Source organism: Spiroplasma citri (assembly GCF_001886855.1).
In the GTDB taxonomy this organism is placed as follows: Bacteria; Bacillota_I; Bacilli_A; order Mycoplasmatales; family Mycoplasmataceae; genus Spiroplasma; species Spiroplasma citri.
Genome location: NZ_CP013197.1, coordinates 1,156,076 through 1,182,616, shown reverse-complemented (window position 1 = coordinate 1,182,616; position 26,541 = coordinate 1,156,076). Strand labels below are relative to the sequence as shown.

The following is a 26,541-nucleotide window of genomic DNA, read 5'->3' as shown; positions in this document are numbered from 1 at the left end:
CCCCTAAACAATAAAAATAATTCTAATACCCATAATAATAATTCCAAACGCGATATATAACTGGAAAATAGGATGTGTCGCAATAATAAATAACTGTGCCACTAATTTATAAAAATCATTAGCAGACTCCAAATAATGCTTAACAGTTGAAAAACCTAAATCTGTTGCCACAACAATATTAGCAACAAAACCAAACCCAACAGTCAAACCAATAACAAAGAAAAATATTAACTTTAACATTATTTATCATTCTCCTTATTTATTTTTGCTGACATTCTTGCCTTTTTATTTGCTGAACGAGTACCAACATAATTACCAACTTTTTTACCAGATTTATATGAAAATGAAACAGTACCCTTAACACCTTTGGCAATATTAGAACTTGCTTCTAAACTTGCACGAGAAACTGAACTTAAACCACGAGAACTATTAACTAACAAAAAGATAACATTTATAACACCACCAATTACTCAAATTACAAATAAAGGAATATTTGTACCTGGTAATTTTAATGCTCACATTCAATCCATTATTTTCATAAAAATATCAACTACAACATTAATGGCATCATTTCATACATCATTAGCAAGTAAATTAATCATTTTCTAACTCTCCTAAATTCTTTAATAAATGTTCCATTCCCATCTCTCGTAATTCATTAAGCGTAATATCTTTTTTAACAATACTAGGTCAATTTTGCTTAGTATAACTTGGTACTTTATCATTTTTTAAATCACGTACAAACTTTAAATATTTACTATCATATTGCATTGCAATAGATAAAGGAATTTTTATCTTAACAAAATTAATACCAATATCTTTATTAGATTTTTTACGAACTCTTTTTCCGTTTGCTGTTCGTTTAACCGTTTCAGTTTTTCATACTAAATAATCATCTAAATCATCAAAAAAACCTATTTTCATTTTAAAATAAGGAAAAAATATACTAGGTGGAATACATTGCATAGGAACAATAATCATATTAGCAATTTCTCTATATTCAACCCAATTCTGATTAATTCGTTGTCCAGCAAAAACAATGTTATTATCAAACTGACGACATAATAAAAAATATGGAATTAAACCACTAAACTTTTTATTATTTTCTTCCGGTTTAGCACCATTCATATATAAAAATATTTCATCAAATAAAATTAAACTATCATTTGGCGGTATTTTATAATTTTTATTTTTAAAATTTAAATGGTTTAAACCTAAAACTCCAATTTTTTCATCATCAATAAAATAATTAGAATAAACATTATCAAATTTAGCAATTTGCGATAAATAAGTCATCAATAAAGTTTTACCAGTACCCAAAGGACCGTTAATAATTGATATTGGACTACTTTTAACAATTTTAATTAATTTCCGTGTTTGAAAAATATCACTAAAAAAAGACCAAAAAAAGATAATATCAAAAATTACTAAAAAAATAAAAAGGATAATATCTATAACTGATGTAGAACTAAAATATATAAACTGTAAATTAAAACAAACAATAAAAAGATAAAACAAAATATTTACCATAAATCAACTTACATATCAATAAGAAAACTTAATATTTTTTTGTCTTCTAAATAAATTCAAATAATTTTTAAACATATATCTACACCACCAATCTAATTGTTTTATATAAAATAAATAATGATAATCAAATTAAGAAAAAAACTACTAATCATATACCTATCATAATTACTGAATAAGTAATATTATCAATAGAACTACCAACAAAGTTATCAATTTCAGTTTTTGGAATAAAATAAAAAATCTGCAAAAGTCCTTGATATACTCTTTGCAAAAAAGTATTTCAGTCCATTATTTTATCCACCTAAAAATACAACTTAAAATTAAAAATAACATACCAAAAACAAGTATTAAAAATACAACAAATATAACAATATCTAAAATAACGGGATGATTAACTCCAAAAATAATTGTCATAAATTCATAATATAAATCTCATACACTTTGCATTTTTCTTATTCCTTTCCTAAATGTTAATTACTAAAATCAAGATTAGAGTTTATTATTAAATATTAATATCCGTGAATTAACTTTCTGATTGTTTCAATTCCTAAAACCACAAACATTAAAACTAACGGAATAATTAATAACATATGTGACCCTAAAAAAGTAATAAATCAGTTAGTAAAAGCAATCGCTCAATTAGCAAGAATAGCAGCAAAATCCGCTATTTGCTTAATAACATCAGCATCGCCCGTTAATAAATTTAAATTCATTAATAACACCTCACTTAAAACACTTTCTATTTAATAATAAAACCTTCGCATACTCTAACCTTGATTTTAGTAATTAACATTAAAAACTAAAATCAATTTTTATACTTGCGAAGGTATTTCATTGATATTAACTTATTCAACAGACTTATCTGCTTTTTTAATTTTTCGTTTTCCTCATTCTTTAAATTCTACTTTTTTAGAACAATGCGGACAAATTAAATACTTATTTTTAAACTTAAATATTGTATTAACTGTTAAAAAAACTAATAACATTAACATTGCAATTACTAAAATAATTGTTGCAAAAACAGTCGTTACGGTCATTAATTATCACCTTTACTTTCTATATTTAACATATAATTTTTGACTTGCTCCACTAATAATTTAAAATGTTGTTCTTCCATAACACCAATATCAATAACATTATGATTAAGATATAACTTAATTACTTTTCTTAACATAAATAAAGGTATTTTAGTAGGTAAACATTGATGAATAACATTAACCAAATATTGTAATCTTTGTTTATATAACTTAGTTTGCTTTTTCATTTTATTTTTTATGTTTAGGACAAATAATATCTTGCCTATTACATAAATAACAATCTGATTTTTTCTTAGTCATTATCTAACCTAGAATAACATTGATTAATTAAAACAACATTTTTATTAACACAATTTCAACAATAACGAGACCCATTTTCTCAAACAGTATCATTAACACAAACCATACATAACTGTTGTTTATTCATAATTAACACCAACTTTTACTTTGGGGTTTTTACAATTACGACTAAATTGATATGCTTTAATGTTTAAATCATAAACTTTTTGCGTTTCTTCTTTAATTAATGGTTTTGTAATATACCTATAAACAAAATATTTAATAAAATCAATATATTTATTATTTATTGATAAACTCTTAATTATTCCATAATTTCAACATTTTCGGATAATTTTACTTGATATATATTTATCAAAAATAATCTGGAAATGTATTGCTCCGCGTTTTTGATATTCATAAACTTTTAAATATTTTAAATCACTTTGATAATGATATTTTATTTTTTGAATAAATAACTTAAATTGATAATTTGCTATTTTAAAATCAGTAATATTTTCTTTAAAAGTAAGAGTAATAAGTGTTAAATTATTACATTCACTAAAATTATAAATTGCCTTACTAATACATTTATTTTGTGAACGATAACAACTATTTTTTAATTTCTTATCGTTTAACATATTAATTATTGCTTTCTGTTATTACTGAATTACTAGAATATTTGTTAATAAAATCTTGCTCGTTATAATTTTCTTCATAAGGCAATATTTTTGATATTTTACCGTTAAAACCAATTTCTACATAATAAAAACTACCTTCAATCATTTCGGGCAAACTATTTTGAAATTCACTATCTTTGCGAACTCATTTATCTTGGTATTCTTTACCAACTATTTTTTTACCTTCAACTCGTAAAAATGTATATACATCATAATAATTTTCTTTATTTGACTTATCTTTAATAACTTGATTGTACTTAATATCACTTAAATAAACTTTAAACATAACTAAAAATTCCTTTCATTTACATATATGTAAATAAAGGTTTCACAAGGTTTAAAACTTTAAATAAAATTAATAAAATAAATGTTAAAAAATAAAAACTAATTTAATAAAAAATTAATACAAAATGAATGTAAATATAAATGCAAAATAAAAACATTTATTTATATTTAAAGTTTCGTAGTGGAAAACCTTTATTTTGGTTTGAATACTTAAATATAACTAAATGTTATAAATAATATTCTAATTTAATTTTACACAACAAAATCAATATGTCAATTAATATAATTAAAATAAAATATATTAATTCCATAATTTTTTAAATTATTAAACTTAATCTCTTGCATATATATATATATATATATATAATGAAAACTGTGGTATAGGTCGTAGTGGAACTATGCTACACAATTGGTACTTTCCATTTGGAAGGTACTTTTTTTTATATACCTTTGTTTACCTAAATTAAAGTATTTATCGTATTTTTTCCGTATTCGGTATCTATTTAAATCAGATATTTTATGAAAAAACCGAAATATTTTTTTATCATACGGGACATATTCTTCCATTTGCCAAAAATAATCTTTATTTCAATCACTATCAATGCTAACCCCCATTAAATAACCATCTTTATTATTAAACATAAAATTATGTTTTGTACCTTTTAATGAAGCAATTAATTCCATTTCACACATTTCAATAAGACCAACTTTAACAATGGGGTCAGTACAATTTGCACTAAAACGATATGCTTTGATATTTAAGTCATAAATATTTTTTGACTTTTCTTGACTATATGCTTTTACAACGTATTTTGCAACATACTTGCTAACAAATTCATTTGTGCCATTTCTAACCGGTAAATTTTTATTTAGTCCATAAGGTCAATATTTTCTAATTATTTTATTAGAAATATACTCGCTAAATATAATATGAAAGTGGACTGCTCCGCGTTTTTGATATTCATAAGCAACTAAATATTTTAAGTTTTCATATTTATTCTTTTTGTATTTAGAAAAATGATATTTTATTTTTTTAATAAATAATTTAAAATGATAATTTGCTTTTTTAATATCTTGCATATTTTCAGCATAAGTTAAAGTGGTAAAACCCATATTTTTACAACCAATAAAATTATGAATTGCTTTGCGGATACAATTTGCTTGGGAACGAACACGACTATTTAATAGTTTAGTTTCATTTTCACCAATATTCTTAATACCTAAGGGGTTTCCTTTGCCAAATTTATTAATACATTCTAAAGGTAAAACAACTGTTTTAATATAAGGTCCATAATATAATTTTTTAACATAATATTTTTGATTAACAAAATTACTACTATCAATATAAGGTCTATATAAAACCTCTCCCGTTAAACGATTATAAGGATTCATATTTACATTCATTTTTTATTTCCTTTCTAAAACAAAAATAAAAAAACATTTATTTATATTTAAAGTTTCGTAGTGGAAAACCTTTATTGGTTTGAATACATTAAACATTCGGATAAATGTTTTTTTATTCTAAGTTAAATTATATTTTTATTTTTTATATTGTCAATTTATTTAATTTTTTATCGTTTTCATTAATGATAAAATTATTAAGATTAATTAATCATAGAAATGGAGGAATTGTTATGCAATTAGTTCATCGACCAAGTGGAATAAAAAGTATAAAAAATTTAGGGAAAATAGAAGAAGAAAAATATGGAAAAATAGTTTCTATTACCACAACTAACGAAAATATTGGTAATTTACAAAAGACCGTGGTTTTTGTTGCTACTGATAAAGGATATATTTTAAAAATTAGTTAATTTTTCTTAAAAACTCTGTTTAATATACAGAGTTTTTTAATTTACTCTGTATTATTTTTCCTTTTCTCCCGTTGTGCTACTTAATCAAGTAAAAGGGCTAAAGCCCTCTGCTTGCCCTGCGGGCAACCATTCACCCAGCAAACAACACACGGGCAAAGATAAACTTTTTGCACCGTGGTGTTTGCTTATCTGTTTTTTTCTTTGTCTGTGTATGTATTTGTATCTGCTTTTACTTTTAGGTTTTTTTTATGACTGCTTACTTTTAGTGTCTAATTTACCTCTTAAAACGCTTTATACAAACAAAAAAAACATAGACTAGTACCAGTAATCTATGTTTTAATGTTGAGATTATTTTTGATGTTTTTTCTCATAAAGATTATAACACTTTATACTGGTACCATAAAGCATAATTTAGTTTTTATGATTTTATTATATATCATATTTTCTTTTTTCCAACTATTCATTAAATTAATTTACATTTATTTAATCAATAATTAAAAAAAATCACACTCATTAAGATTTACACACATTTATTTATCCTACATTTTGCTTTATTAAATACCATTTGACACGCCAATATTTAACAGTCGGCAGAGAAGCAACATTTTTATATTATTCTAACCATTATTATTTTGTTTAATTTTTATGTTAAATTATATATTGTAATTGTTTACTAATTGACACATTACACTAGATAAAGATTGTAAATTATAAGTGTCTTGTAAGTGAAGCAATTTATTATATTGAATAGGAGTTATTTTTATTGTTTTAGAAACTAATTTTTTATAAAATGACTTATCAATTTCTAAGATATCGTTAATATCTCAATTATCAATTAAATATCTTACTGCTTCGGAAAAAGACCAAGTTTTAATCTTATCTCTTATTTGAATTATTTTAGAATAATGTTTTAAAGACATTGGTAAGTAAAACGATATAATGTTTTTGTCTTTAAAGTTTTCATCAATTTTAAAAATTTCTTCATATTCAGTAATATTAATCTTTTTAGTACGGTCGTTCATATTATTTATTCACCACATTTCTATTTTTGAATAATATAATAATCAGACTTATAAATAGTGTTTATTATTTTTTACAATACAAATAATTTGCTAAGACACACACATTTATATTTAAATTATTTGTCTTTAATAAAATTAATAAAATATTATCTGTTCTACTGATAAACAAACTTAAATAACAAAAAATTATAATTTAATTTACAAAATAAAAGTAAATTAAAAAAAGAGAAAATTATTTAATTATTTATGAGTGTATAAAGTTGTTTATCAACTTAAATATTAAACCATTATTTCTTTTAATGACTTAATAATTTACTTATATACCATAATTAAATTAAAGTCAAATATTTATAAAATTACTATAAAATAAAAGTGTAGAGCTCACACTCATTAAGAACTCTACTTTTTTATTATATCAGTTTTGTTTATTTAAACACGCTGAAAAATTAATATTTATTAAAATATTAATGACAAAAATTACTTTTAGATATATAATCTAAATGTCAATATTTAATTTTTATTGTATTAGTAAATTGTTGTTTGAACTAATACTTTTTTTATGCCGTTTTTTATAATTTTCAAAGAATAATTTTTGTTTCTTTCAATGTTGATATTGTTTTCGGTAAAATGGGATATATTCTTCTATTTGTCAAAAGTAATCATTTTCTAAAACACTATCAATGCTAACGCCCATTATATAACCTTGTTTATCAACAAACATAAATTTATTTTCTGAACCTTTTAATGAAGCGATTAACTCCATTTCGCACATTTCAATAACACCAACTTTAACAATAGGGTCGGTACAATTAGCACTAAAACGATATGCTTTAGTATTTAAGTCATAAATATTTTTTAATTTAACTTCTGATACTTTTTTAGGCTTTTTGTAAGGAATATCAAATTCTTTGCAAAGTTCCTTTTTTTGTCTTTCATTATTAGATAATGACTTAACAAAATATTTAGTTAAATATTTAATAACAAAATTATTTGTATTTTTTTTAACTTTTTCATTATGATTAATTCCATAAGGTCAATATTCTCTTATTAAATTTGAACTAATAAATCTATTAAATATTATATGAAAATGTATTCTCCCTTTTTCTTGATATTCATAAACAACTAAATATTTAAGATTATTAAAAGTATTTTTTTATATTTAGAAAAATGATATTTTAAATTTCTTATAAATAATCTAAAATGATGATTCGCTTTTTTAATATCTTGGATATTTTCTGCATAAGTTAATGTTAAAAAACCTAATTCTTTGCAATCACTAAAATTATGAATTGCCTTACGGATACAATTACCTTGGGAACGAACACGACTATTTACTAATTTAGTTTCATTTTCACCAGTATTCTTAATACCAGTTGAATTGCCTTTACCAAAACTATCAACACATTCTAAGGGTAGAACAATATTTTTAACATAATTACCATAGTATACTTTTTTAACATAGTATTTTTTATTAATAAAATTACTATTATCAATATATGGTCTATATAAATTTTCTTTCGTTAAACGATTGTATGCATTTGTATTTATATTATTTTCCATTTTTTTACCTCCTTTCATTAAATTTTTTGATGATTTTTTTATAAAAACTAAATTTTAAAACCTTGATTTTATTGAGTTATTTTTGCTTTGGGACAGTTGTGTTAGTTAATCAAGGAAAGGGGCTTCGCCCCTAAGTCGCTCCGCGACTTTTACCCCTTTAAGTAAGGTGGTGCGTGGATAAACCACCACACCACCTTACTTTTTTTACCAACAACATTATTTTTACTATTAAAAATAGCGTAAAAGTCCGTTAACCATTGCTAAAACTAAAATAGAACTTAACATAATTTTAAATGTAATATCAAAAGCAAACAAATTACCAATATTATTAAACAATTCAGAAACATTACTAAACACATGTACTATTCCATTAACAAATTTATAAATTTCTTTCATACCAGGCAAATTATTTACAATCCAAATTGCCGCATTTTCAATATGAATATCTAAACGGTATCAAGCACCTTTTTTATAAGGTAATTGTCAAATTTTTCCATCATTAAGTTCACCATTTCAATCAGTAGCATTATAAAGACTAAAATTAAAACCATTAATTGAAATAGACCTATCTTCTGTTAATCTGGTTGTATTAAATCTAATTAAATTAAAACCTTGATATTTTGACCTATCTGTCATATCTAATAATTTTATTGATTGAGTATATTTATCATTATTAGAAGGTAAAATATCAGTCTTATAATCTCAATTTGAATAATAAGAAAAATAATCATTAGTACTATTTATCGTATAAGCATTATACAATTGCACTTGTGGTTTTAAATAATAAATATCTGTATCAGGAAATCTTAAAATATTAAAAACCATTGATTTTGGATATAATAAAAAACCATTTTTTACAAAAAAACAAAACCTAAATTACCATTATTAGATGTAAAATAAATACATTCTCTAAAATTCGAAATATCAAATATAACTCTTAAAACATTAGAATAAAAATAATCTAAAACTTGAAATAAATTATCCAACGAATAAAAATTTTGTTTAACATCATTAACAAAATAATTACTGTTAGATTTTTTAAGAATATCCATATTAATCAATTCTTTATAATTAAAATTTAAAACTAAATAATTCATATCAAAATGTTTATAACTCTGATTGGCAATAATTGGCATAAATAAATATTGTATAATTTCTCAATTAAAAGTAAATTCATATTTTATATTGTTTTTATAAATAAAAATATCTAACAATTTATTTGGGGTTTCATAATTAATAATTAATTTACCCCAAAAACCCTTAGAAATATCTTTCGGGTTTCAACTTAATAAATAATTTCAAGCAGCATTTTTAATTTTATTAAATCAATAATTACTATCATTTTTATCAACACTCACTTTTGGAATAAAAGGAATTTCAACACCAAAACTAAATGCATAATTACTAGGGTCTAAACCTTGCATAAAATAATCTTGTCGCAACATTAAAGTAGACTGAAAATCATACTCATTTGCTTTTGCATAAGTTAAATCACTAAAATTATCATTATTTCTTGTTTCTATTTTACAAACATTACTAATAAAATTTACAGCTGTAACACTACAAAAAAGAAATATTCAACCAAATATTAAATAAAAAATAATAAATATATCTAATAATCGTTTTCGCATTGTTTTGACCCCCTAAACAATAAAAATAATTCTAATACCCATAATAATAATTCCAAACGCCATATATAACTGGAAAATAGGATGTGTCGCAATAATAAATAACTGTGCTACTAATTTATAAAAATCATTAGCAGACTCCAAATAATTTTTAACAGTAGAAAAACCTAAATCTGTTGCCACAACAATATTAGCAATAAAGCCAAACCCAACGGTTAAACCAATAACAAAGAAAAATATTAACTTTAACATTATTTATCATTCTCCTTATTTATTTTTGCTGACATTCTTGCCTTTTTATTTGCTGAACGAGTACCAACATAATTACCAACTTTTTTACCAGATTTATATGAAAATGAAACAGTACCCTTAACACCTTTGGCAATATTAGAACTTGCTTCTAAACTTGCACGAGAAACTGAACTTAAACCACGAGAACTATTAACTAACAAAAAGATAACATTTATAACACCACCAATTACTCAAATTACAAATAAAGGAATATTTGTACCTGGTAATTTTAATGCTCACATTCAATCCATTATTTTCATAAAAATATCAACTACAACATTAATGGCATCATTTCATACATCATTAGCAAGTAAATTAATCATTTTCTAACTCTCCTAAATTCTTTAATAAATGTTCCATTCCCATCTCTCGTAATTCATTAAGCGTAATATCTTTTTTAACAATACTAGGTCAATTTTGCTTAGTATAACTTGGTACTTTATCATTTTTTAAATCACGTACAAACTTTAAATATTTACTATCATATTGCATTGCAATAGATAAAGGAATTTTTATCTTAACAAAATTAATACCAATATTTTTATTAGATTTTTTACGAACTCTTTTACCGTTTGCTGTTCGTTTAACCGTTTCCGTTTTTCATATTAAATAATCATCTAAATCATCAAAAAAAACCTATTTTCATTTTAAAATAAGGAAAAAATATACTAGGTGGAATACATTGCATAGGAACAATAATCATATTAGCAATTTCTCTATATTCGACTCAATTTTGATTAATTCGTTGTCCGGCAAAAATAATATTATTATTAAACTGACGACATAATAAAAAATATGCTTTTAAACCACTAAATTTTTTATCATTTTCCTTAGGGTTTGTACCATTTATATATAAAAATATTTCATCAAATAAAATTAAACTATCATCTGGCGGTATTTTATATTTTTTATTTTTAAAATCTAAATGGTTTAAACCTAAAACTCCAATTTTTTCATCATTAATAAAATAATTAGAATAAACATTATCAAATTTAGCAATTTGCGATAAATAAGTCATCAATAAAGTTTTACCAGTACCCAAAGCACCGTTAATAATTGATATTGGACTACTTTTAACAATTTTAACAAGTTTCCGTGTTTGAAAAAGATCACTAAAAAAAGACCAAAAGAAAATAATATCAAAAATTACTAAAAAAATAAAAAAGATAATATCTATAACTGATGTAGAACTAAAATATATAAACTGTAAATTAAAACAAACAATAAAAAAATAAAACAAAATATTTGCCATAAATCAATTTACATATCAATAAGAAAACTTAATATTTTTTTGTCTTTTAAATAATTTAAAATAATTTTTAAACATATATCTACACCACCAATCTAATTGTTTTATATAAAATAAATATTGATAACCAAATTAGAAAAAAAACAACTAATCAAACACCTATCATAATTACTGAATAAGTAATATTATCAATAGAACTACCGACAAAGTTATCAATTTCAGTTTTCGGAATAAAATAAAAAATTTGTAAAAGACCTTGATATACTCGTTGCAAAAAAATATTTCAGTCCATTATTTTATCCACCTAAAAATACAACTTAAAATTAAAAATAACACCCCAAAAACAAGTATTAAAAATACAACAAATATAACACCATATTCATTTGTTTGTGCTTTTGCCAATGCTTTTAATGCTAACGATTTGGCATTACCCCATATGTTATTAGACTAAAAGAATAATTAACTAATTGTTCTATTTTATCCATTAATTTTCACCTCTTTCTGATTTGTTATTTCAGTTTCTCGTTTAGTAGTTACCCGATCAAACCAAAGCACAAATGGTAGCCATATTGCAAGCGATACTCCTAAAACAATTAAACTAGTAATAATCGCTTGTCATTTTGTCCCCCTGAGGCAAAGTATGCACCAATTGGGCCCGGAAGTGTCCATGGAACGGATGCAAAACTCAATTTATTCCCATTGCTTTTTGAGCCCCAAAACCAACAATTGCTCCAGCAACTGGTGAAAAAACAAATGGCACTCACATATAAGGATTAACTAAAATTGGTAATCCAAATAAAATTGGTTCATTAATATTAAAAATACTCGGAATTAAAGATGTTCGGGTCGTTGTTTTTACTAGTTTAGACTTCGCAATAATTGAACCAATAATAACTAATCCAATTGTTGAACCAGCCCCACCATATTGAGCAAACCACTGAAAAAATGGTTCAACAAAATCATTTTGAATTAAATTCCCATTTTGCAATGCATTTTGATTTTCATCTAACGCAATAATTCGAAATGGACGAGTAACAGATTGAACTAAGCTCCCCCCATGAATTCCAAATCATCATAAAAAAGTAATTAAAAAGACAACAATGATAGCAATAATAATGGCAATAAACATAATTGGAACTAATGCTAGGAATGAGTTTCCGACTGCTTCAGGAACCTGTTTAGGCAAACAAATTGTAATTCGATATTTAACACATATGCGATACATTTCAACTGCAATTGTTGAACCAAAAATTGCAAAGGTAACGATGCAATAATTCCATTTCTAATTCCTAATAAATTTCGTTAACTTCCAATTTTAGAAAAGTATGGTACCATTTTTATTAAGTAACACAACTGGAGAAAAGCAAAAAAAGAACATTTGACAAGATAAAAATAATTAAATATAGTTAAATTATGTATATTAAATACATATAAATAAAACGAAAGGAGTAGTATTATGTCTATAAAAAAAATATTAAGTTTAATCGGAGCAACAGTAATAACAACAAGCGGAGTAGCACCATTAATGGCAATGATGCCAAATAATAAAAATTTAAATTTTTTTAAAGGAGAAAGTAGTAGTTCTTTTACTGGTGGAGAAGATAAAATATTAAAAGATATTATATATGAAAATAAAGAAACAAAAGAACATTTTTTTGCAGAATGAATTATCTTTTTATCTTCAACAACAATTGAAAATTTAAATAAATTTTTAATTAATAAAAGAGTGCCAGATTTTAATACAAAAATTATTAATATGATTAATTTTTTAAAATTAAGATTAAAAGAAATTAATGGTGATAATGAGCTTAGTTTTATATCAAAAATAGAAGGAAATGAAGGTTTTTATAGTAATTTTTTGACTACAGTTTGTCAAATTTTTGCTAATCCTTTAGTAAAAAGTGATAATGGTGTTATGTTTACTATAGATGATTTTGGTAATTTCATTAATTTATTTAAACAATAGTATTTTAAATTTATTTTTAAAATAAAAATTTAATTAAATTAACAGTATAAAAAATTAAAAAAATTAATTAACTTAGAATAAAAAAACATTTATTCAAATGTTTAATGTATTCAAACCAATAAAGGTCTCCTACCACGAAACTTTAAATATAAGTAAATGTTTTTTTATTTTTGTTTTAGAAAGGAAATAAAAAATGAATGTAAATATAAATCCTTATAATCGTTTGACTGGAGAAGTTCTATACAGACCTTATATTGATAGTAGTAATTTTGTTAATCAAAAATATTATGTTAAAAAAGTATATTATGGTCCTTATATTAAAACGATTGTATTACCGTTAGAATGTATTAATAAATTTGGTAAAGGCAATTCAACTGGTATTAAAAATACTGGTGAAAATGAAACTAAATTATTAAATAGTCGTGTTCGTTCACAAGCAAATTGTATTCGTAAAGCAATTCATAATTTTAGTGGTTGTCAAAATTTAGGTTTTACAACTTTAACTTATGCTGAAAATTTACAAGATGTTAAAAAAGCCAATCATCAATTTAAGTTATTTATTAAAAAAATAAAGTATCATTTTTCTAAATATAAAAAGAATAAATATGAAAATTTAAAATATTTAGTTGCTTATGAATATCAACAGCGGGGAGCAGTTCACTTTCATATCATATTTAGTGAATATATCCCTAATAAAGTAGTTAGAAAATGCTGACCTTATGGATATAATAAAAATTTACCAGTTAAAACTGGTACAAATGAATTTGTTAGTAAATATGTTGCTAAATATATTGTAAAAGCACAAAGCGAAGAAAAAAGTAAAAATATTTATGACTTAAATACCAAAGCATATCGTTTTAGTGCTAATTGTACCGACCCTATTGTTAAAGTTGGTGTTATTGAGATGTGTGAAATGGAATTAATCGCTTCATTAAAAGGTACAAAACATAATTTTATGTTTAATAATAAAGATGGTTATTTAATGGGTGTTAGCATTGATAGTGATTGAAATAAAGACTATTTTTGACAAATGGAAGAATATGTTCCATATGATAAAAAAATATTTCGGTTTTTCAAAAAAATATCTAATTTAGACATATACCGAACGCGAAAAAAATTTGATAAATACCTTAATTTAGGTAAACAAAGGTACATTAAAAAAAGTACCTTCCAAATGGAAAGTACTAATCGTGCAGTATAGACCTACCACAACCTATACCACATAATTAATTAAAGCAAAAAAAAAAAAAAAAACAAGTTGAGGATATAAATTTATAAATAAATTTATTTTTTGTTATGAAATATGTAATAGTTGACATATTTATTTTGTTGTGTAAAATTAAATTAGAATATTATATATAACATTTAATAATATTTAGTTATATTTAAGTATTCAAACCAATAAAGGTTTCCTACCACGAAACTTTAAATATAGGTAAATTTTTTTATTTTGAATTTATATTTACATTCATTTTTAATTATATTTTTTAATTTATTTTTAGCATTTATCTTATTTAAAGTTTTAAACCTTGTGAAACCTTTATTTACATATATGTAAATGAAAGGAATTTTTTAGTTATGTTTAAAGTTTATTTAAGTGAAATTAAGTACAATCAAGTTATTAAAGATAAGTCAAATAAAGATAATTATTATGATGTATATACATTTTTACGAGTTGAAGGTAAAAAAATAGTTGGTAAAGAATACCAAGATAAATGAGTTCGCAAAGATAGTGATTTTCAAAATAGTTTACCCGAAATGATTGAAGGTAGTTTCTATAATGTAGAAATTGGTTTTAATGGTAAAATATCAAAAATATTACCTTATGAAACCGAACAAGATTTTATTAATAAATATTCTAATAATTCAACAATAACAGAAAGCAATAGTTAATATGCAACAAAAGTTATGTATGGTTTGTATTAATGATACTGTTTGAGAAAATGGGTCTCGTTATTGTTGAAATTGTGTTAATGAAAATGTTGTTTTAATTAATAAATATTATTCTAGGTTAGAAAATGACTAAGAAAAAATCAGATTGTTATTTATGTAATAGACAAGATATTATTTGTCCTAAACATAAAAAATAAAATGAAAAAACAAACTAAGTTATATAAACAGCGATTAGATTATTTAGTTAATGTTATACATCAATGTTTACCTACTAAAATACCTTTATTTATGTTAAGAAAAGTAATTAAGTTATATCTTAATCATAATGTTATTGATATTGGTGTTATGGAAGAACAACATTTTAAGTTATTAGTAGAACAAGTTAAAAATTATATGTTAAATATAGAAAGTAAAGGTGATAATTAATGACCGTTTTTGCAACAATTATTTTAGTAATTGCAATGTTAATGTTATTGGTTTTTTTAACAGTTAATACAATATTTAAATTTAAAAATAAGTATTTAATTTGTCCGCATTGTTCTAAAAAAGTAGAATTTAAAGAATGGGGAAAACGAAAAATTAAAAAAGCAGATAAGTCTGTTGAATAAGTTGATATCAATAAAATACCTTCGCAAGTATAAAAATTGATTTTAGTTTTTAGTGTTAATTACTAAAATCAAGGTTAGAGTATGCGAAGGTTTTATTATTAATTAATAGAAAGTATTTTAAGTGAGGTGTTATTAATGAATTTAAATTTATTAACGGGCGACGCTGATGTTATTAAGCAAATAGCGGATTTTGCTGCTATTCTTGCTAGCTATTCTTGCTAATTGAGCGATTGCATTTACTAACTGATTTATTACTTTTTTAGGGTCACATATGTTATTAATTATTCCGTTAGTTTTAATGTTTGTGGTTTTGGGAATTGAAACAATCAGAAAGTTAATTCACGGATATTAATATTTAATAATAAACTCTAATCTTGATTTTAGTAATTAACATTTAGGAAAGGAATAAGAAAAATGCAAAGTGTATGAGATTTATATTATGAATTTATGACAATTATTTTCGGAGTTAATCATCCCACTATTTTAGATATTGTTATATTTGTTGTATTTTTAATACTTGTTTTTGGGATGTTATTTTTAATTTTAAGTTGTATTTTTAGTTGGATAAAATAATGGATTGAAATACTTTTTTTCAACGAGTATATCAAGGGCTTTTGCAGATTTTTTATTTTATTCCGAAAACTGAAATTGATAACTTTGTTGGTAGTTCTATTGATAATATTACTTATTCAGTGATTATGATAGGTATTTGATTAGTAGTATTTTTCTTAATTTGATTATCAATATTTATTTTATATAAAACAATTAGATTGGTGGTGTAGATATATGTTTAAAAATTATTTTAATTTATTTAGAAGACAAAAAAATATTAAGGTTTCTTATTGATATGTAAATTGATTTATGGCAAATATTTTGTTCTATTTTTTTATTGTTTGTTTTAATTTACAGTTTATATATTTTAGTTCTACATCAGTTATAGATATTATCCTTTTTATTTTTTTAGTAATTTTTGATATTATTTTCTTTTGGTCTTTTTTTAGTAATCTTTTTCAAACACGAAAATTAATTAAAATTGTTAAAAGTAGTCCAATATCAATTATTAACGGTGCTTTGGGTACTGGTAAAACTTTATTGATGACTTATTTATCACAAATTGCTAAATTTGATAATGTTTATTCTAATTATTTTATTAATGATGAGAAAATTGGAGTTTTAGGTTTAAACCACTTAGATTTTAAAAATAAAAATTATAAGATACCGTCAAATGATAGTTTAATTTTATTTGATGAAATATTTTTGTATATGAATGGTGCTAAACCCGAAGAAAACAATAAAAAGTTTAGTGGTTTAATTCCATATTTTTTATTATGTCGTCAGTTTGATAATAACATTGTTTTTGCTGGACAACGAATTAATCAGAATTGAGTCGAATATAGAGAAATTGCTAATATGATTATTGTTCCTATGCAATGTATTAAACCAAGTATATTTTTTCCTTATTTTAAAATGAAAATAGGTTTCTTTGATGATTTAGATGATTATTTAGTATGAAAAACGGAAACAGTTAAACGAACAGCAAACGGGAAAAGAGTTCGTAAAAAATCTAATAAAGATATTGGTATTAATTTTGTTAAGATAAAAATTCCTTTATCTATTGCAATGCAATATGATAGTAAATATTTAAAGTTTGTACGTGATTTAAAAAATGATAAAGTACCAAGTTATACTAAGCAAAATTGACCTAGTATTGTTAAAAAAGATATTACGCTTAATGAATTACGAGAGATGGGAATGGAACATTTATTAAAGAATTTAGGAGAGTTAGAAAATGATTAATTTACTTGCTAATGATGTATGAAATGATGCCATTAATGTTGTAGTTGATATTTTTATGAAAATAATGGATTGAATGTGAGCATTAAAATTACCAGGTACAAATATTCCTTTATTTGTAATTTGAGTAATTGGTGGTGTTATAAATGTTATCTTTTTGTTAGTTAATAGTTCTCGTGGTTTAAGTTCAGTTTCTCGTGCAAGTTTAGAAGCAAGTTCTAATATTGCCAAAGGTGTTAAGGGTACTGTTTCATTTTCATATAAATCTGGTAAAAAAGTTGGTAATTATGTTGGTACTCGTTCAGCAAATAAAAAGGCAAGAATGTCAGCAAAAATAAATAAGGAGAATGATAAATAATGTTAAAGTTAATATTTTTCTTTGTTATTGGTTTGACTGTTGGGTTTGGTTTTGTTGCTAATATTGTTGTGGCAACAGATTTAGGTTTTTCAACTGTTAAGCATTATTTGGAGTCTGCTAATGATTTTTATAAATTAGTAGCACAGTTATTTATTATTGCAACACACCCTATTTTCCAATTATATATGGCGTTTGGAATTATTATTATGGGTATTAGAATTATTTTTATTGTTTAAGGGGGTTAAAACAATGCGAAAACGATTATTAGATATATTTATTATTTTTTATTTAATATTTGGTTGAATATTTCTTTTTTGTAGTGTTACAACTATAAATTATATTAGTAATGTTTGTAAAGTAGAAACAAGAAATAATGATAGTTTTAGTGATTTAACTTATGCAAAAGCAAATGAGTATGATTTTCAGTCTACTTTAATGTTGCGACAAGATTATTTTATGCAAGGTTTAGACCCTAGTAATTATGCATTTAGTTTTGGTGTTGAAACTCCTTTTATTCCAAATTTAAGTGCTGATAAAAATGATAGTAATTATTGATTTAATAAAATTAAAAATACTGTTTGAAATTATTTATTAAGTTGAAATTTAGCAGATATTTCTAAGGGTTCTTTGGGTAGATTAATAATAGATTATAAAACTCCAAATAAATTGTTAGATATTTTTATTTATAAAAACAATATAAAATATGAATTTACTTTTAATTGAGAAATTATACAATATTTATTTATGCCAATTATTGCCAATCAGAGTTATAAATATTTTGATATGAATTATTTAGTTTTAAATTTTAATTATAAAGAATTGATTAATATGGATATTCTTAAAAAATCTAATAGTAATTATTTTGTTGATGATGTTAAACAAAATTTTTATTCGTTGGATAATTTATTTATAATTTTAGATTATTTTTATTCTAATGTTTTAAGAGTTATATTTGATATTTCTAATTTTAGAGAATTTATTTATTTTACATCTAATAATGGTAATTTAGGTTTTGTGTTTTTTGTAAAAAATGGTTTTTTATTATATCCAAAATCAATGGTTTTTAATATTTTAAGATTTCCTGATACAGATATTTATTATTTAAAACCACAAGTGCAATTATATAATGCTTATACGATAAATAGTACTAATGATTATTTTTCTTATTATTCAAATTGAGATTATAAGACTGATATTTTACCTTCTAATAATGATAAATATACTCAATCAATAAAATTATTAGATATGACAGATAGGTCAAAATATCAAGGTTTTAATTTAATTAGATTTAATACAACCAGATTAACAGAAGATAGGTCTATTTCAATTAATGGTTTTAATTTTAGTCTTTATAATGCTACTGATTGAAGTGGTGAACTTAATGATGGAAAAATTTGACAATTACCTTATAAAAAAGGTGCTTGATACCGTTTAGATATTCATATTGAAAATGCGGCAATTTGGATTGTAAATAATTTGCCTGGTATGAAAGAAATTTATAAATTTGTTAATGGAATAGTACATGTGTTTAGTAATGTTTCTGAATTGTTTAATAATATTGGTAATTTGTTTGCTTTTGATATTACATTTAAGATTATGTTAAGTTCTATTTTAGTTTTAGCAATGGTTAATGGACTTTTACGCTATTTTTAGTAGTAGTAAAATAATGTTGTTGGTAAAAAAGTAAGGTGGTGTGGTGGTTTATCCACGCACCACCTTACTTAAAGGGGTAAAAGTCGCGGAGCGACTTAGGGGCGAAGCCCCTTTCCTTGATTAAGTAGATTAAATAACACAACTGGAGAAAACGAAAATAACCCAATAAAATCAAGGTTTTAAAATTTAGTTTTTATAAAAAAATCATCAAATTTTAACGAAAGGAGGTAAAAAATGGAAAATAATATAAATATAAATGCATATAATCGTTTAACAAAAGAAAATTTATATAGACCATATATTGATAATAGTAATTTTATTAATAAAAAATACTATGTTAAAAAAGTATACTATGGTAATTATGTTAAAAATATTGTTCTACCCTTAGAATGTGTTGATAGTTTTGGCAATGGTAATCCGACTGGTATTAAAAATAATGGTAAAAATGAAACTAAATTATTAAATAGTCGTGTTCGTTCCCAAGGTAATTGTATTCGTAAAGCAATTCATAATTTTAGTGATTGCAAAGAATTAGGTTTTTTAACTTTGACTTATGCCGAAAAAATGCAAGATTTAGATAAAGCAAATTATCATTTTAATTTATTTATTAAAAAGTTAAAATATCATTTTTCTAAATATAAGAAAAATACTTTTATTAATCTTAAATATTTAGTTGTTTATGAATATCAAGACCGAAAAGGAATTCCAATTATACATTTTCATATAATATTTAATAGATTTATTAGTTCAAATTTAATAAGAGAATATTGACCTTATGGAATAAATAAAAATCTTAAAGTTAAAAAAAATACAAATGTTTTTGTTATTAAATATTTAACTAAATATTTTGTTAAGTCATTATCTAATACTGAAAGACAAAAAAAGGAACTTTGCAAAGAATTTGATATTCCTTACAAAAAACCTAAAAAAGTATCAGAAGTTAAATTAAGAAATATTTATAATTTAAATAAAAAATCATATCGTTTTAGTGCAAATTGTACCGACCCACTTGTAAAGGTTGGTATTATTGAAATGTGTGAAATGGAATTAATTGCTTCATTAAAAGGTATAAAAAATAAATTTATGTTTGTTGATAAACAAGGTTATATAATGGGTGTTAGCATTGATAGTTATTTAGAAAACGATTATTTTTGACAAATAGAAGAATATGTCCCATTTTATCGAAAACAATATCAACATTGAAAGGAACAAAAATTATTCTTTGAAAATTATAAAAAACGGCATAAAAAAAGTATTAGTTTACACAACAATTTACTAATACAATAAAAATTTTAAAATTAAATATTTACATTTAGAATTATACATCTAAAAGTAATTTTTGTCATTAATATTTTAATAAATATTAATTTTTCAGCGTGCTTAAATAAACAAAACTGATATAATAAAAAAGTAGAGTTCTTATGGAATGTGGACTCTACACTTTTATTTTATAGTAATTTTAGAAATATTTGACTTTAATTTAGTTATGGTATATAAGTAAGTTATTAAGTCATTAAAAGAGATAATGGTTTAATATTTAAGTTGATAAACAACTTTAAACATTCCAAAATAATTAAATAATTTTCTCTTTTTTTAGTTTACTTTTATTTTGTAAATTAAATTATAATTTTTTGTTATTTAAGTTTGTTTATCAGTAGAACAGATAATATTTTATTAATTTTATTAAAGACAAATAATTTAAATATAAATGTGTGTGTCTTAGCAAATTATTTGTATTGTAAAAAATAATAAACACTATTTATAAGTCTGATTATTATATTATTCAAAAATAGAAATGTGGTGAATAAATAATATGAACGACCGTACTAAAAAGATTAATATTACTGAATATGAAGAAATTTTTAAAATTGATGAAAACTTTAAAGACAAAAACATTATATCGTTTTACTTACCAATGTCTTTAAAACATTATTCTAAAATAATTCAAATAAGAGATAAGATTAAAACTTGGTCTTTTTCCGAAGCAGTAAGATATTTAATTGATAATTGAGATATTAACGATATCTTAGAAATTGATAAGTCATTTTATAAAAAATTAGTTTCTAAAACAATAAAAATAACTCCTATTCAATATAATAAATTGCTTCACTTACAAGACACTTATAATTTACAATCTTTATCTAGTGTAATGTGTCAATTAGTAAACAATTACAATATATAATTTAACATAAAAATTAAACAAAATAATAATGGTTAGAATAATATAAAAATGTTGCTTCTCTGCCGACTGTTAAATATTGGCGTGTCAAATGGTATTTAATAAAGCAAAATGTAGGATAAATAAATGAGTGTAATCTTATGGAATGTGATTTTTTTAATTATTGATTAAATAAGTATAAATTAATTTAATTAATAGTTAAAAAAATAAAAATATGATATATAATGAAATCATAAAAACTAAATTATGCTTTGTACTAGTCCTATAAAGTGTTATAATTTTCATGAGAATAAACATCAAAAAAATCTCAATATTAAGACATAGATTAGGACTAGTAATCTATGTCTTTTTTTGTTTGTATAAAGCGTTTTAAGAGGTAAATTAGACACTAAAAGTAAGCAGTCATAAAAAACCCTAAAAGTAAAAGCAGATACAAATACATACACAGAAAAAGAAAAAAACAGATAAGCAAACACCACGGAGGAGGGACTTTATGTCCTCCCCGTGTGTTGTTTGCTGGGTGAATGGTTGCCCGCAGGGCAAACAGAGGGCTTTAGCCCTTTTACTTGAATTAAGTAACACAACCGTCCCAAAGAGTTTTTAAGAAAAACAAAAATTTTAAAAATTAAAGTAAATTGACAATCAATTAGAAATAAATATAATTAATTTAGAATAAAAAGGAGAAAAAAATATGGAAATATTAAAAATATTTAGTTTTTTATTAAAAATTTTATCTTTTAATCAAAATATAGATGATAATTTTTTTGAAAAAGAAAAAATTAATATAGTTAATAAAGAAAATAATAATATAAAACAAATTAATTTTGATTTAAAATCAAAATTAGATATAAATTTTAAAATAACTTTTAACACTGGGCCAGAAGAAACTAAAAATAAGATTAAATAATATAAAAATTAACAACAATTAATAAATATAATGAAAATTAGAATAAAAAAACATTTATTAAAATGTTTAATGTATTCAAACCAATAAAGGTTTTCTGGACGGAAACTTTAAATATAAGTAAATGTTTTTTTATTTTTGTTTTAGAAAGGAAAATAAAAAATGAATGTAAATATAAATGCATATAATCGTTTAACGGGGAAAATTTATATAAGCCATATATAAAACCAGAATGTTATATTAATCAAAAATATTATGTTAAAAAAGTATATTATGGTCCATATATTAAAACAGTTGTTTTGCCTTTAGAATGTATTAATAAATTTGGTAAAGGCAATTCAACTGGTATTAAAAATACTGGGGAAAATGAAACTAAATTATTAAATAGTCGTGTTCGTTCACAAGCAAATTGTATTCGTAAAGCAATTCACAATTTTAGTGGTTGTAAAAATATGGGTTTTTTAACATTAACTTATGCAGAAAATATTCAAGATATTAAAAAAGCAAACCATCATTTTAGATTATTTATTCGAAGGTTAAATTATTATTTTTCTAAATATAAGAAAAATAAATATAAAGATTTAAAATATCTTGTTGCATATGAATATCAAAATCGTGGTGCCGTTCATTTTCATATTATTTTTAGTGAATATATCCCTAATAAAGTAGTTAGAAAATGTTGACCTTATGGATATAATAAAAATTTACCAGTTGAAACCGGTACAAATGAATTTATTAGTAAATATGTTGCTAAATATATTGTAAAAGCACAAAGTGAAGAAAAAAGTAAAAATATTTATGACTTAAATACTAAAGCATATCGTTTTAGTGCTAATTGTACCTATCCTATTGTTAAAGTTGGTGTTATTGAAATGACAAAAGAAGAGTTAAAAATGGCGTTGTGTGGTGTAAAACATTTTTATATGTTTGCTGATAAACAAAAAAAGCATATGTTAGGTATTAGTATTGATAGTGATTGAAATAGAGACTATTTTTGACAAATGGAAGAATATATCCCATATGATAAAAAAATATTTCGGTTTTTTCATAAAATATCTGATTTAGATAGATATAAAATACGAAAAAAATATAATAATTACCTTAATTTAGGTAAACAAAAGTACATAAAAAAGTACTTTCCAAACGGAAAGCACTAATCTTGCAGCATAGTTCTGGACGAACCTATACTACAAATTAATTAAAACAAAAAAAAAAAAAAAACAAGTTGGAGCTGTAAATTTATAAACAAATTTATTTTTTGTTATGAAAATATGTAATAGTTGACATATTTATTTTGTTATGTAAAATTAAATTAGAATATTATTTATAACATTTAGTAATGGTTTTAATTTTAGTCTTTATAATGCTACTGATTGAAGTGGTGAACTTAATGATGGAAAAATTTGACAATTACCTTATAAAAAAGGTGCTTGATACCGTTTAGATATTCATATTGAAAATGAGGCAATTTGGATTGTAAATAATTTGCCTGGTATGAAAGAAATTTATAAATTTGTTAATGGGATAGTACATGTGTTTAGTAATGTTTCTGAATTGTTTAATAATATTGGTAATTTGTTTGCTTTTGATATTACATTTAAAATTATGTTAAGTTCTATTTTAGTTTTAGCAATGGTTAACGGACTTTTACGCTATTTTTAATAGTAAAAATAATGTTGTTGGTAAAAAAAGTAAGGTGGTGTGGTGGTTTATCCACGCACCACCTTACTTAAAGGGGTAAAAGTCGCGGAGCGACTTAGGGGCGAAGCCCCTTTCCTTGAATTAACTAGCACAACAGGAAAAATGGGAAAATAAGTAAATTTGACAAAAGAAAAATAATTAAATATAGTTAAATTATGTATATCAAATACATATAAATAATAAAAAAGGAATAATATATATGAAAAAATTATTAAGTTTAATCGGAGCAACTACTATAACAACAAGTGGAGGAGCACCTTTAATGGCTATGATGTCAAATAATCAAAAAAAACCACCAACTTTACAAAAAATTATTACTACAATAGATATTGGATATATAAATAAAGTTGATGAAAAAACAATATTTAATAAATTAAAAGAAAAAAAAATATTTCTTTCTCAAGAACTATTTATTGAAAATTTAGAAATTATAGATATCTTTTTGGAAGATAAAAATTTTATTTATAAATGTGTTAATGGTTATGCAAAAATTAAATTAAAAGAAAATAGTAATATTTGTATTAAAAAACAAAATTTAGTAATACAAAAAACACCAGAAGATATTATTTACACTATTAATTTTTATACTAATAATAAAAAATATCAGAATAAAATTAAATGAAATCATAGAGAATGAGTAGATAAATATTGATAATTTAAATTAAACAATAATTAATTTGTTATTTTTTATTTTATAAATATTTTTAATTACGATATCATTGCTATGTAAAATAAATTGACAACTAAAAATAAAAAAATATAATATAAATTAGAATAAAAAAACATTTATCAAAATGTTTAATGTATTCAAACCAATAAAGGTTTTCTGACACGAAACTTTAAATATAGGTAAATGTTTTTTTATTTTTGTTTTAGAAAGGAAAAATTTAAAAAATGAATGTAAATATAAATGCATATAATCGTTTAACAGGAGAAAATTTATATAAACCTTATATAAACCCTGATTGTTATATTAATCAAAAATATTATGTTAAAAAAGTATATTATGGTCCTTATATTAAAACAGTTGTTTTACCGTTAGAGTGTATTAATAATTTTGGTAAAGGTAATCCAACAGGGATTAAAAATACTGGTGAGAATGAAACTAAACTATTAAATAGTCGTGTTCGTTCTCAAAGAAATTGTATTCAAAAAGCAATCCATAATTTTAGTGGTTATAAAAATATGGGTTTTACAACTTTAACTTATGCTGAAAATATGCAAGATATTAAAAAAGCAAATTATCAATTTAATTTATTTATTAAAAAAATAAAATATCATTTTTCTAAATATAAAAATAATAAATATCAGAATTTAAAATATTTAGTTGCCTATGAATATCAAAAACGCGGAGCAGTTCATTTTCATATTATATTTAGTGAGTATATCCCTAATAAAATAATTAGAAAATATTGATCTTATGGACTAAATAAAAATTTACCAGTTGAAACTGGTACAAATGAATTTGTTAGTAAATATGTTGCTAAATATATTGTAAAAGCATATAGCCAAGAAAAATCAAAAAATATTTATGACTTAAATACCAAAGCATATCGTTTTAGTGCAAATTGTACTAATCCCGTTATTAAAGTTGGTGTTATTGAAATGACAAAAGAAGAGTTAAAAATGGCATTATGCGGCATAAAACATTTTTATATGTTTGCTGATAAACAAAAAAAACATATGTTGGGTATTAGTATTGATAGTGATTGGCATAGTGATTATTTTTGACAAATGGAAGAATATGTCCCATATGATAAAAAAATATTTCGATTTTTTAATAAAATAACTGATATTGGCATATATAAAACACGAAAAAAATTAGATAAATACCTTAATTTAGGTAAACAAAGGTACATTAAAAAAAGTACTTTCCAAATGGAAAATACTCCTTGTGTAGCATAGTTCTGACACGACCTATACCACATAATTAATTAAAACAAAAAAAAAAAAAAAAAACAAGTTGGGGATGTAAATTTATAAATAAATTTATTTTTTGCTTTTAAATATGTAGTTGACATATTGATTTTGTTGTGTAAAATTAAATTAGAATATTATATATAACATTTAGTTATATTTAAGTATTCAAACCAATAAAGGTTTTCTGACACGAAAC

General features: G+C 22.8%; 43 protein-coding genes and 1 pseudogene. 20 read left to right on the top strand and 24 right to left on the bottom strand.

Annotated elements, in window-relative coordinates:
• Nucleotides 1–3: 3 nt before the first annotated feature.
• The 12 genes from SCITRI_RS06860 to SCITRI_RS06815 form a co-directional block, all read right to left on the bottom strand.
• Nucleotides 4–240 carry a hypothetical protein gene (locus SCITRI_RS06860; protein ID WP_071937737.1) on the bottom strand — a complete coding sequence of 79 codons (237 nt, stop codon included), beginning with the start codon at nucleotides 238–240 and terminating at the stop codon, nucleotides 4–6.
• A complete protein-coding gene (locus SCITRI_RS06855; protein ID WP_237237875.1) occupies nucleotides 240–602 on the bottom strand; it encodes a hypothetical protein in 363 nt (120 codons plus the stop codon). The genes SCITRI_RS06860 and SCITRI_RS06855 overlap by 1 nt, the downstream gene beginning before the upstream one ends.
• Nucleotides 595–1,605, bottom strand: coding sequence for a hypothetical protein (locus SCITRI_RS06850; RefSeq protein ID WP_071937736.1), 1,011 nt, complete (start codon nucleotides 1,603–1,605; stop codon nucleotides 595–597). Before SCITRI_RS06850 ends, SCITRI_RS06855 begins: the two co-directional genes overlap by 8 nt.
• Nucleotides 1,606–1,609: 4 nt before the next feature.
• Nucleotides 1,610–1,819: a DUF2649 family protein gene (locus tag SCITRI_RS06845; RefSeq protein WP_071937735.1), complete on the bottom strand. Its 210-nt coding sequence runs from the start codon at nucleotides 1,817–1,819 to the stop codon at nucleotides 1,610–1,612.
• The gene (locus SCITRI_RS10605; protein ID WP_167693723.1) at nucleotides 1,819–1,977 is read right to left on the bottom strand and encodes a hypothetical protein; all 159 of its coding nucleotides are present in this window, start codon (nucleotides 1,975–1,977) and stop codon (nucleotides 1,819–1,821) included. The genes SCITRI_RS06845 and SCITRI_RS10605 overlap by 1 nt, the downstream gene beginning before the upstream one ends.
• Before the next feature lie 62 nt (nucleotides 1,978–2,039).
• Entirely contained in the window at nucleotides 2,040–2,243 is a 204-nt protein-coding gene (locus tag SCITRI_RS06840) for a hypothetical protein (RefSeq protein ID WP_071937734.1), read from the bottom strand.
• A 132-nt stretch (nucleotides 2,244–2,375) separates the two neighbouring features.
• Nucleotides 2,376–2,567 carry a hypothetical protein gene (locus SCITRI_RS06835; RefSeq protein ID WP_071937701.1) on the bottom strand — a complete coding sequence of 64 codons (192 nt, stop codon included), beginning with the start codon at nucleotides 2,565–2,567 and terminating at the stop codon, nucleotides 2,376–2,378.
• Nucleotides 2,567–2,794, bottom strand: coding sequence for a hypothetical protein (locus SCITRI_RS06830; RefSeq protein ID WP_071937733.1), 228 nt, complete (start codon nucleotides 2,792–2,794; stop codon nucleotides 2,567–2,569). The genes SCITRI_RS06835 and SCITRI_RS06830 overlap by 1 nt, the downstream gene beginning before the upstream one ends.
• 65 nt (nucleotides 2,795–2,859) lie before the next feature.
• Nucleotides 2,860–2,994 carry a hypothetical protein gene (locus SCITRI_RS12205; protein WP_257785674.1) on the bottom strand — a complete coding sequence of 45 codons (135 nt, stop codon included), beginning with the start codon at nucleotides 2,992–2,994 and terminating at the stop codon, nucleotides 2,860–2,862.
• On the bottom strand, nucleotides 2,987–3,484 hold the full coding sequence (locus SCITRI_RS06825; protein ID WP_071937732.1) for a rolling circle replication-associated protein: 498 nt from the start codon (nucleotides 3,482–3,484) through the stop codon (nucleotides 2,987–2,989). Before SCITRI_RS06825 ends, SCITRI_RS12205 begins: the two co-directional genes overlap by 8 nt.
• Nucleotide 3,485: 1 nt before the next feature.
• Complete coding sequence (locus SCITRI_RS06820) at nucleotides 3,486–3,809, bottom strand: hypothetical protein (RefSeq protein ID WP_071937731.1); 324 nt, start codon at nucleotides 3,807–3,809, stop codon at nucleotides 3,486–3,488.
• A 395-nt stretch (nucleotides 3,810–4,204) separates the two neighbouring features.
• Nucleotides 4,205–5,212 (bottom strand): rolling circle replication-associated protein, encoded by a 1,008-nt coding sequence (locus SCITRI_RS06815; protein ID WP_071937730.1) that lies wholly within the window; start codon nucleotides 5,210–5,212, stop codon nucleotides 4,205–4,207.
• A gap of 230 nt (nucleotides 5,213–5,442) precedes the next feature.
• On the opposite strand from SCITRI_RS06815, the gene SCITRI_RS10240 reads away from it, so the two are divergent.
• Complete coding sequence (locus tag SCITRI_RS10240; protein ID WP_157092876.1) at nucleotides 5,443–5,619, top strand: hypothetical protein; 177 nt, start codon at nucleotides 5,443–5,445, stop codon at nucleotides 5,617–5,619.
• Nucleotides 5,620–6,272: 653 nt separating this feature from the next.
• Here SCITRI_RS10240 and SCITRI_RS06805 read toward each other — a convergent pair.
• The 12 genes and pseudogenes from SCITRI_RS06805 to SCITRI_RS06760 all read right to left on the bottom strand — a co-directional run bounded on the left by SCITRI_RS06805 (nucleotide 6,273) and on the right by SCITRI_RS06760 (nucleotide 12,594).
• Nucleotides 6,273–6,641 carry a hypothetical protein gene (locus SCITRI_RS06805; protein ID WP_071937712.1) on the bottom strand — a complete coding sequence of 123 codons (369 nt, stop codon included), beginning with the start codon at nucleotides 6,639–6,641 and terminating at the stop codon, nucleotides 6,273–6,275.
• Nucleotides 6,642–7,158: 517 nt separating this feature from the next.
• Nucleotides 7,159–7,404, bottom strand: a complete 246-nt coding sequence (locus tag SCITRI_RS10235; protein ID WP_071937728.1) for a hypothetical protein — start codon at nucleotides 7,402–7,404, stop codon at nucleotides 7,159–7,161.
• Between the two features lie 246 nt (nucleotides 7,405–7,650).
• Nucleotides 7,651–7,722 (bottom strand): annotated as a pseudogene (locus tag SCITRI_RS12605) (hypothetical protein); the annotation flags it as partial.
• A 41-nt stretch (nucleotides 7,723–7,763) separates the two neighbouring features.
• Nucleotides 7,764–8,201 carry a hypothetical protein gene (locus SCITRI_RS10230; RefSeq protein WP_071937727.1) on the bottom strand — a complete coding sequence of 146 codons (438 nt, stop codon included), beginning with the start codon at nucleotides 8,199–8,201 and terminating at the stop codon, nucleotides 7,764–7,766.
• Nucleotides 8,202–8,429: 228 nt separating this feature from the next.
• A complete protein-coding gene (locus SCITRI_RS10805; protein WP_071937726.1) occupies nucleotides 8,430–9,026 on the bottom strand; it encodes a spiroplasma phage ORF1-like family protein in 597 nt (198 codons plus the stop codon).
• A 29-nt stretch (nucleotides 9,027–9,055) separates the two neighbouring features.
• Nucleotides 9,056–9,832 (bottom strand): hypothetical protein, encoded by a 777-nt coding sequence (locus SCITRI_RS10800; protein WP_071937725.1) that lies wholly within the window; start codon nucleotides 9,830–9,832, stop codon nucleotides 9,056–9,058.
• Nucleotides 9,833–9,844: 12 nt separating this feature from the next.
• Nucleotides 9,845–10,081 carry a hypothetical protein gene (locus tag SCITRI_RS06780; protein WP_071937724.1) on the bottom strand — a complete coding sequence of 79 codons (237 nt, stop codon included), beginning with the start codon at nucleotides 10,079–10,081 and terminating at the stop codon, nucleotides 9,845–9,847.
• A complete protein-coding gene (locus SCITRI_RS06775) occupies nucleotides 10,081–10,443 on the bottom strand; it encodes a hypothetical protein (RefSeq protein ID WP_237237875.1) in 363 nt (120 codons plus the stop codon). The genes SCITRI_RS06780 and SCITRI_RS06775 overlap by 1 nt, the downstream gene beginning before the upstream one ends.
• A complete protein-coding gene (locus SCITRI_RS11615) occupies nucleotides 10,436–10,612 on the bottom strand; it encodes a hypothetical protein (RefSeq protein ID WP_237237878.1) in 177 nt (58 codons plus the stop codon). The genes SCITRI_RS06775 and SCITRI_RS11615 overlap by 8 nt, the downstream gene beginning before the upstream one ends.
• A 91-nt stretch (nucleotides 10,613–10,703) precedes the next feature.
• On the bottom strand, nucleotides 10,704–11,447 hold the full coding sequence (locus SCITRI_RS06770; RefSeq protein WP_237237877.1) for a hypothetical protein: 744 nt from the start codon (nucleotides 11,445–11,447) through the stop codon (nucleotides 10,704–10,706).
• A gap of 4 nt (nucleotides 11,448–11,451) precedes the next feature.
• Complete coding sequence (locus SCITRI_RS06765; RefSeq protein WP_071937723.1) at nucleotides 11,452–11,661, bottom strand: DUF2649 family protein; 210 nt, start codon at nucleotides 11,659–11,661, stop codon at nucleotides 11,452–11,454.
• A 306-nt stretch (nucleotides 11,662–11,967) separates the two neighbouring features.
• The gene (locus SCITRI_RS06760) at nucleotides 11,968–12,594 is read right to left on the bottom strand and encodes a PTS transporter subunit EIIC (protein ID WP_071937722.1); all 627 of its coding nucleotides are present in this window, start codon (nucleotides 12,592–12,594) and stop codon (nucleotides 11,968–11,970) included.
• A 231-nt stretch (nucleotides 12,595–12,825) separates the two neighbouring features.
• Between SCITRI_RS06760 and SCITRI_RS06755 the strand changes: the two genes are divergently transcribed.
• From SCITRI_RS06755 to SCITRI_RS06675, 19 genes are all read left to right on the top strand, one after another.
• On the top strand, nucleotides 12,826–13,335 hold the full coding sequence (locus tag SCITRI_RS06755) for a hypothetical protein (RefSeq protein ID WP_071937721.1): 510 nt from the start codon (nucleotides 12,826–12,828) through the stop codon (nucleotides 13,333–13,335).
• 193 nt (nucleotides 13,336–13,528) lie between these two features.
• Nucleotides 13,529–14,536, top strand: coding sequence for a rolling circle replication-associated protein (locus tag SCITRI_RS06750; RefSeq protein ID WP_071937720.1), 1,008 nt, complete (start codon nucleotides 13,529–13,531; stop codon nucleotides 14,534–14,536).
• A gap of 377 nt (nucleotides 14,537–14,913) precedes the next feature.
• Nucleotides 14,914–15,228, top strand: a complete 315-nt coding sequence (locus tag SCITRI_RS06745; protein WP_071937719.1) for a hypothetical protein — start codon at nucleotides 14,914–14,916, stop codon at nucleotides 15,226–15,228.
• 1 nt (nucleotide 15,229) lies between these two features.
• Nucleotides 15,230–15,361: a hypothetical protein gene (locus SCITRI_RS12200; RefSeq protein ID WP_257785673.1), complete on the top strand. Its 132-nt coding sequence runs from the start codon at nucleotides 15,230–15,232 to the stop codon at nucleotides 15,359–15,361.
• 65 nt (nucleotides 15,362–15,426) lie between these two features.
• Nucleotides 15,427–15,654, top strand: a complete 228-nt coding sequence (locus tag SCITRI_RS06740) for a hypothetical protein (RefSeq protein ID WP_071937718.1) — start codon at nucleotides 15,427–15,429, stop codon at nucleotides 15,652–15,654.
• A complete protein-coding gene (locus tag SCITRI_RS06735; protein WP_071937717.1) occupies nucleotides 15,654–15,836 on the top strand; it encodes a hypothetical protein in 183 nt (60 codons plus the stop codon). The genes SCITRI_RS06740 and SCITRI_RS06735 overlap by 1 nt, the downstream gene beginning before the upstream one ends.
• A gap of 414 nt (nucleotides 15,837–16,250) precedes the next feature.
• Nucleotides 16,251–16,409 carry a hypothetical protein gene (locus SCITRI_RS10600; RefSeq protein WP_167693725.1) on the top strand — a complete coding sequence of 53 codons (159 nt, stop codon included), beginning with the start codon at nucleotides 16,251–16,253 and terminating at the stop codon, nucleotides 16,407–16,409.
• Nucleotides 16,409–16,618 carry a DUF2649 family protein gene (locus tag SCITRI_RS06730; protein WP_071937716.1) on the top strand — a complete coding sequence of 70 codons (210 nt, stop codon included), beginning with the start codon at nucleotides 16,409–16,411 and terminating at the stop codon, nucleotides 16,616–16,618. Before SCITRI_RS10600 ends, SCITRI_RS06730 begins: the two co-directional genes overlap by 1 nt.
• Before the next feature lie 4 nt (nucleotides 16,619–16,622).
• On the top strand, nucleotides 16,623–17,633 hold the full coding sequence (locus SCITRI_RS06725; protein ID WP_071937715.1) for a hypothetical protein: 1,011 nt from the start codon (nucleotides 16,623–16,625) through the stop codon (nucleotides 17,631–17,633).
• The gene (locus tag SCITRI_RS06720) at nucleotides 17,626–17,988 is read left to right on the top strand and encodes a hypothetical protein (protein WP_237237875.1); all 363 of its coding nucleotides are present in this window, start codon (nucleotides 17,626–17,628) and stop codon (nucleotides 17,986–17,988) included. The genes SCITRI_RS06725 and SCITRI_RS06720 overlap by 8 nt, the downstream gene beginning before the upstream one ends.
• Nucleotides 17,988–18,224 carry a hypothetical protein gene (locus SCITRI_RS06715; RefSeq protein WP_071937697.1) on the top strand — a complete coding sequence of 79 codons (237 nt, stop codon included), beginning with the start codon at nucleotides 17,988–17,990 and terminating at the stop codon, nucleotides 18,222–18,224. Before SCITRI_RS06720 ends, SCITRI_RS06715 begins: the two co-directional genes overlap by 1 nt.
• A 13-nt stretch (nucleotides 18,225–18,237) precedes the next feature.
• Nucleotides 18,238–19,641, top strand: a complete 1,404-nt coding sequence (locus tag SCITRI_RS10215) for a spiroplasma phage ORF1-like family protein (protein WP_157092874.1) — start codon at nucleotides 18,238–18,240, stop codon at nucleotides 19,639–19,641.
• 234 nt (nucleotides 19,642–19,875) lie between these two features.
• The gene (locus SCITRI_RS06705; protein WP_071937713.1) at nucleotides 19,876–20,928 is read left to right on the top strand and encodes a rolling circle replication-associated protein; all 1,053 of its coding nucleotides are present in this window, start codon (nucleotides 19,876–19,878) and stop codon (nucleotides 20,926–20,928) included.
• A 526-nt stretch (nucleotides 20,929–21,454) separates the two neighbouring features.
• On the top strand, nucleotides 21,455–21,823 hold the full coding sequence (locus SCITRI_RS06700; RefSeq protein ID WP_071937712.1) for a hypothetical protein: 369 nt from the start codon (nucleotides 21,455–21,457) through the stop codon (nucleotides 21,821–21,823).
• Between the two features lie 688 nt (nucleotides 21,824–22,511).
• Nucleotides 22,512–22,727, top strand: coding sequence for a hypothetical protein (locus tag SCITRI_RS06695; RefSeq protein ID WP_071937711.1), 216 nt, complete (start codon nucleotides 22,512–22,514; stop codon nucleotides 22,725–22,727).
• A 296-nt stretch (nucleotides 22,728–23,023) separates the two neighbouring features.
• Nucleotides 23,024–23,881 (top strand): rolling circle replication-associated protein, encoded by an 858-nt coding sequence (locus SCITRI_RS06690; RefSeq protein WP_071937710.1) that lies wholly within the window; start codon nucleotides 23,024–23,026, stop codon nucleotides 23,879–23,881.
• 154 nt (nucleotides 23,882–24,035) lie between these two features.
• On the top strand, nucleotides 24,036–24,386 hold the full coding sequence (locus SCITRI_RS12500) for a spiroplasma phage ORF1-like family protein (protein ID WP_408641587.1): 351 nt from the start codon (nucleotides 24,036–24,038) through the stop codon (nucleotides 24,384–24,386).
• 238 nt (nucleotides 24,387–24,624) lie between these two features.
• On the top strand, nucleotides 24,625–25,080 hold the full coding sequence (locus tag SCITRI_RS06680; RefSeq protein WP_071937709.1) for a hypothetical protein: 456 nt from the start codon (nucleotides 24,625–24,627) through the stop codon (nucleotides 25,078–25,080).
• A gap of 239 nt (nucleotides 25,081–25,319) precedes the next feature.
• The gene (locus tag SCITRI_RS06675; RefSeq protein ID WP_071937708.1) at nucleotides 25,320–26,330 is read left to right on the top strand and encodes a rolling circle replication-associated protein; all 1,011 of its coding nucleotides are present in this window, start codon (nucleotides 25,320–25,322) and stop codon (nucleotides 26,328–26,330) included.
• Nucleotides 26,331–26,541: the final 211 nt, after the last annotated feature.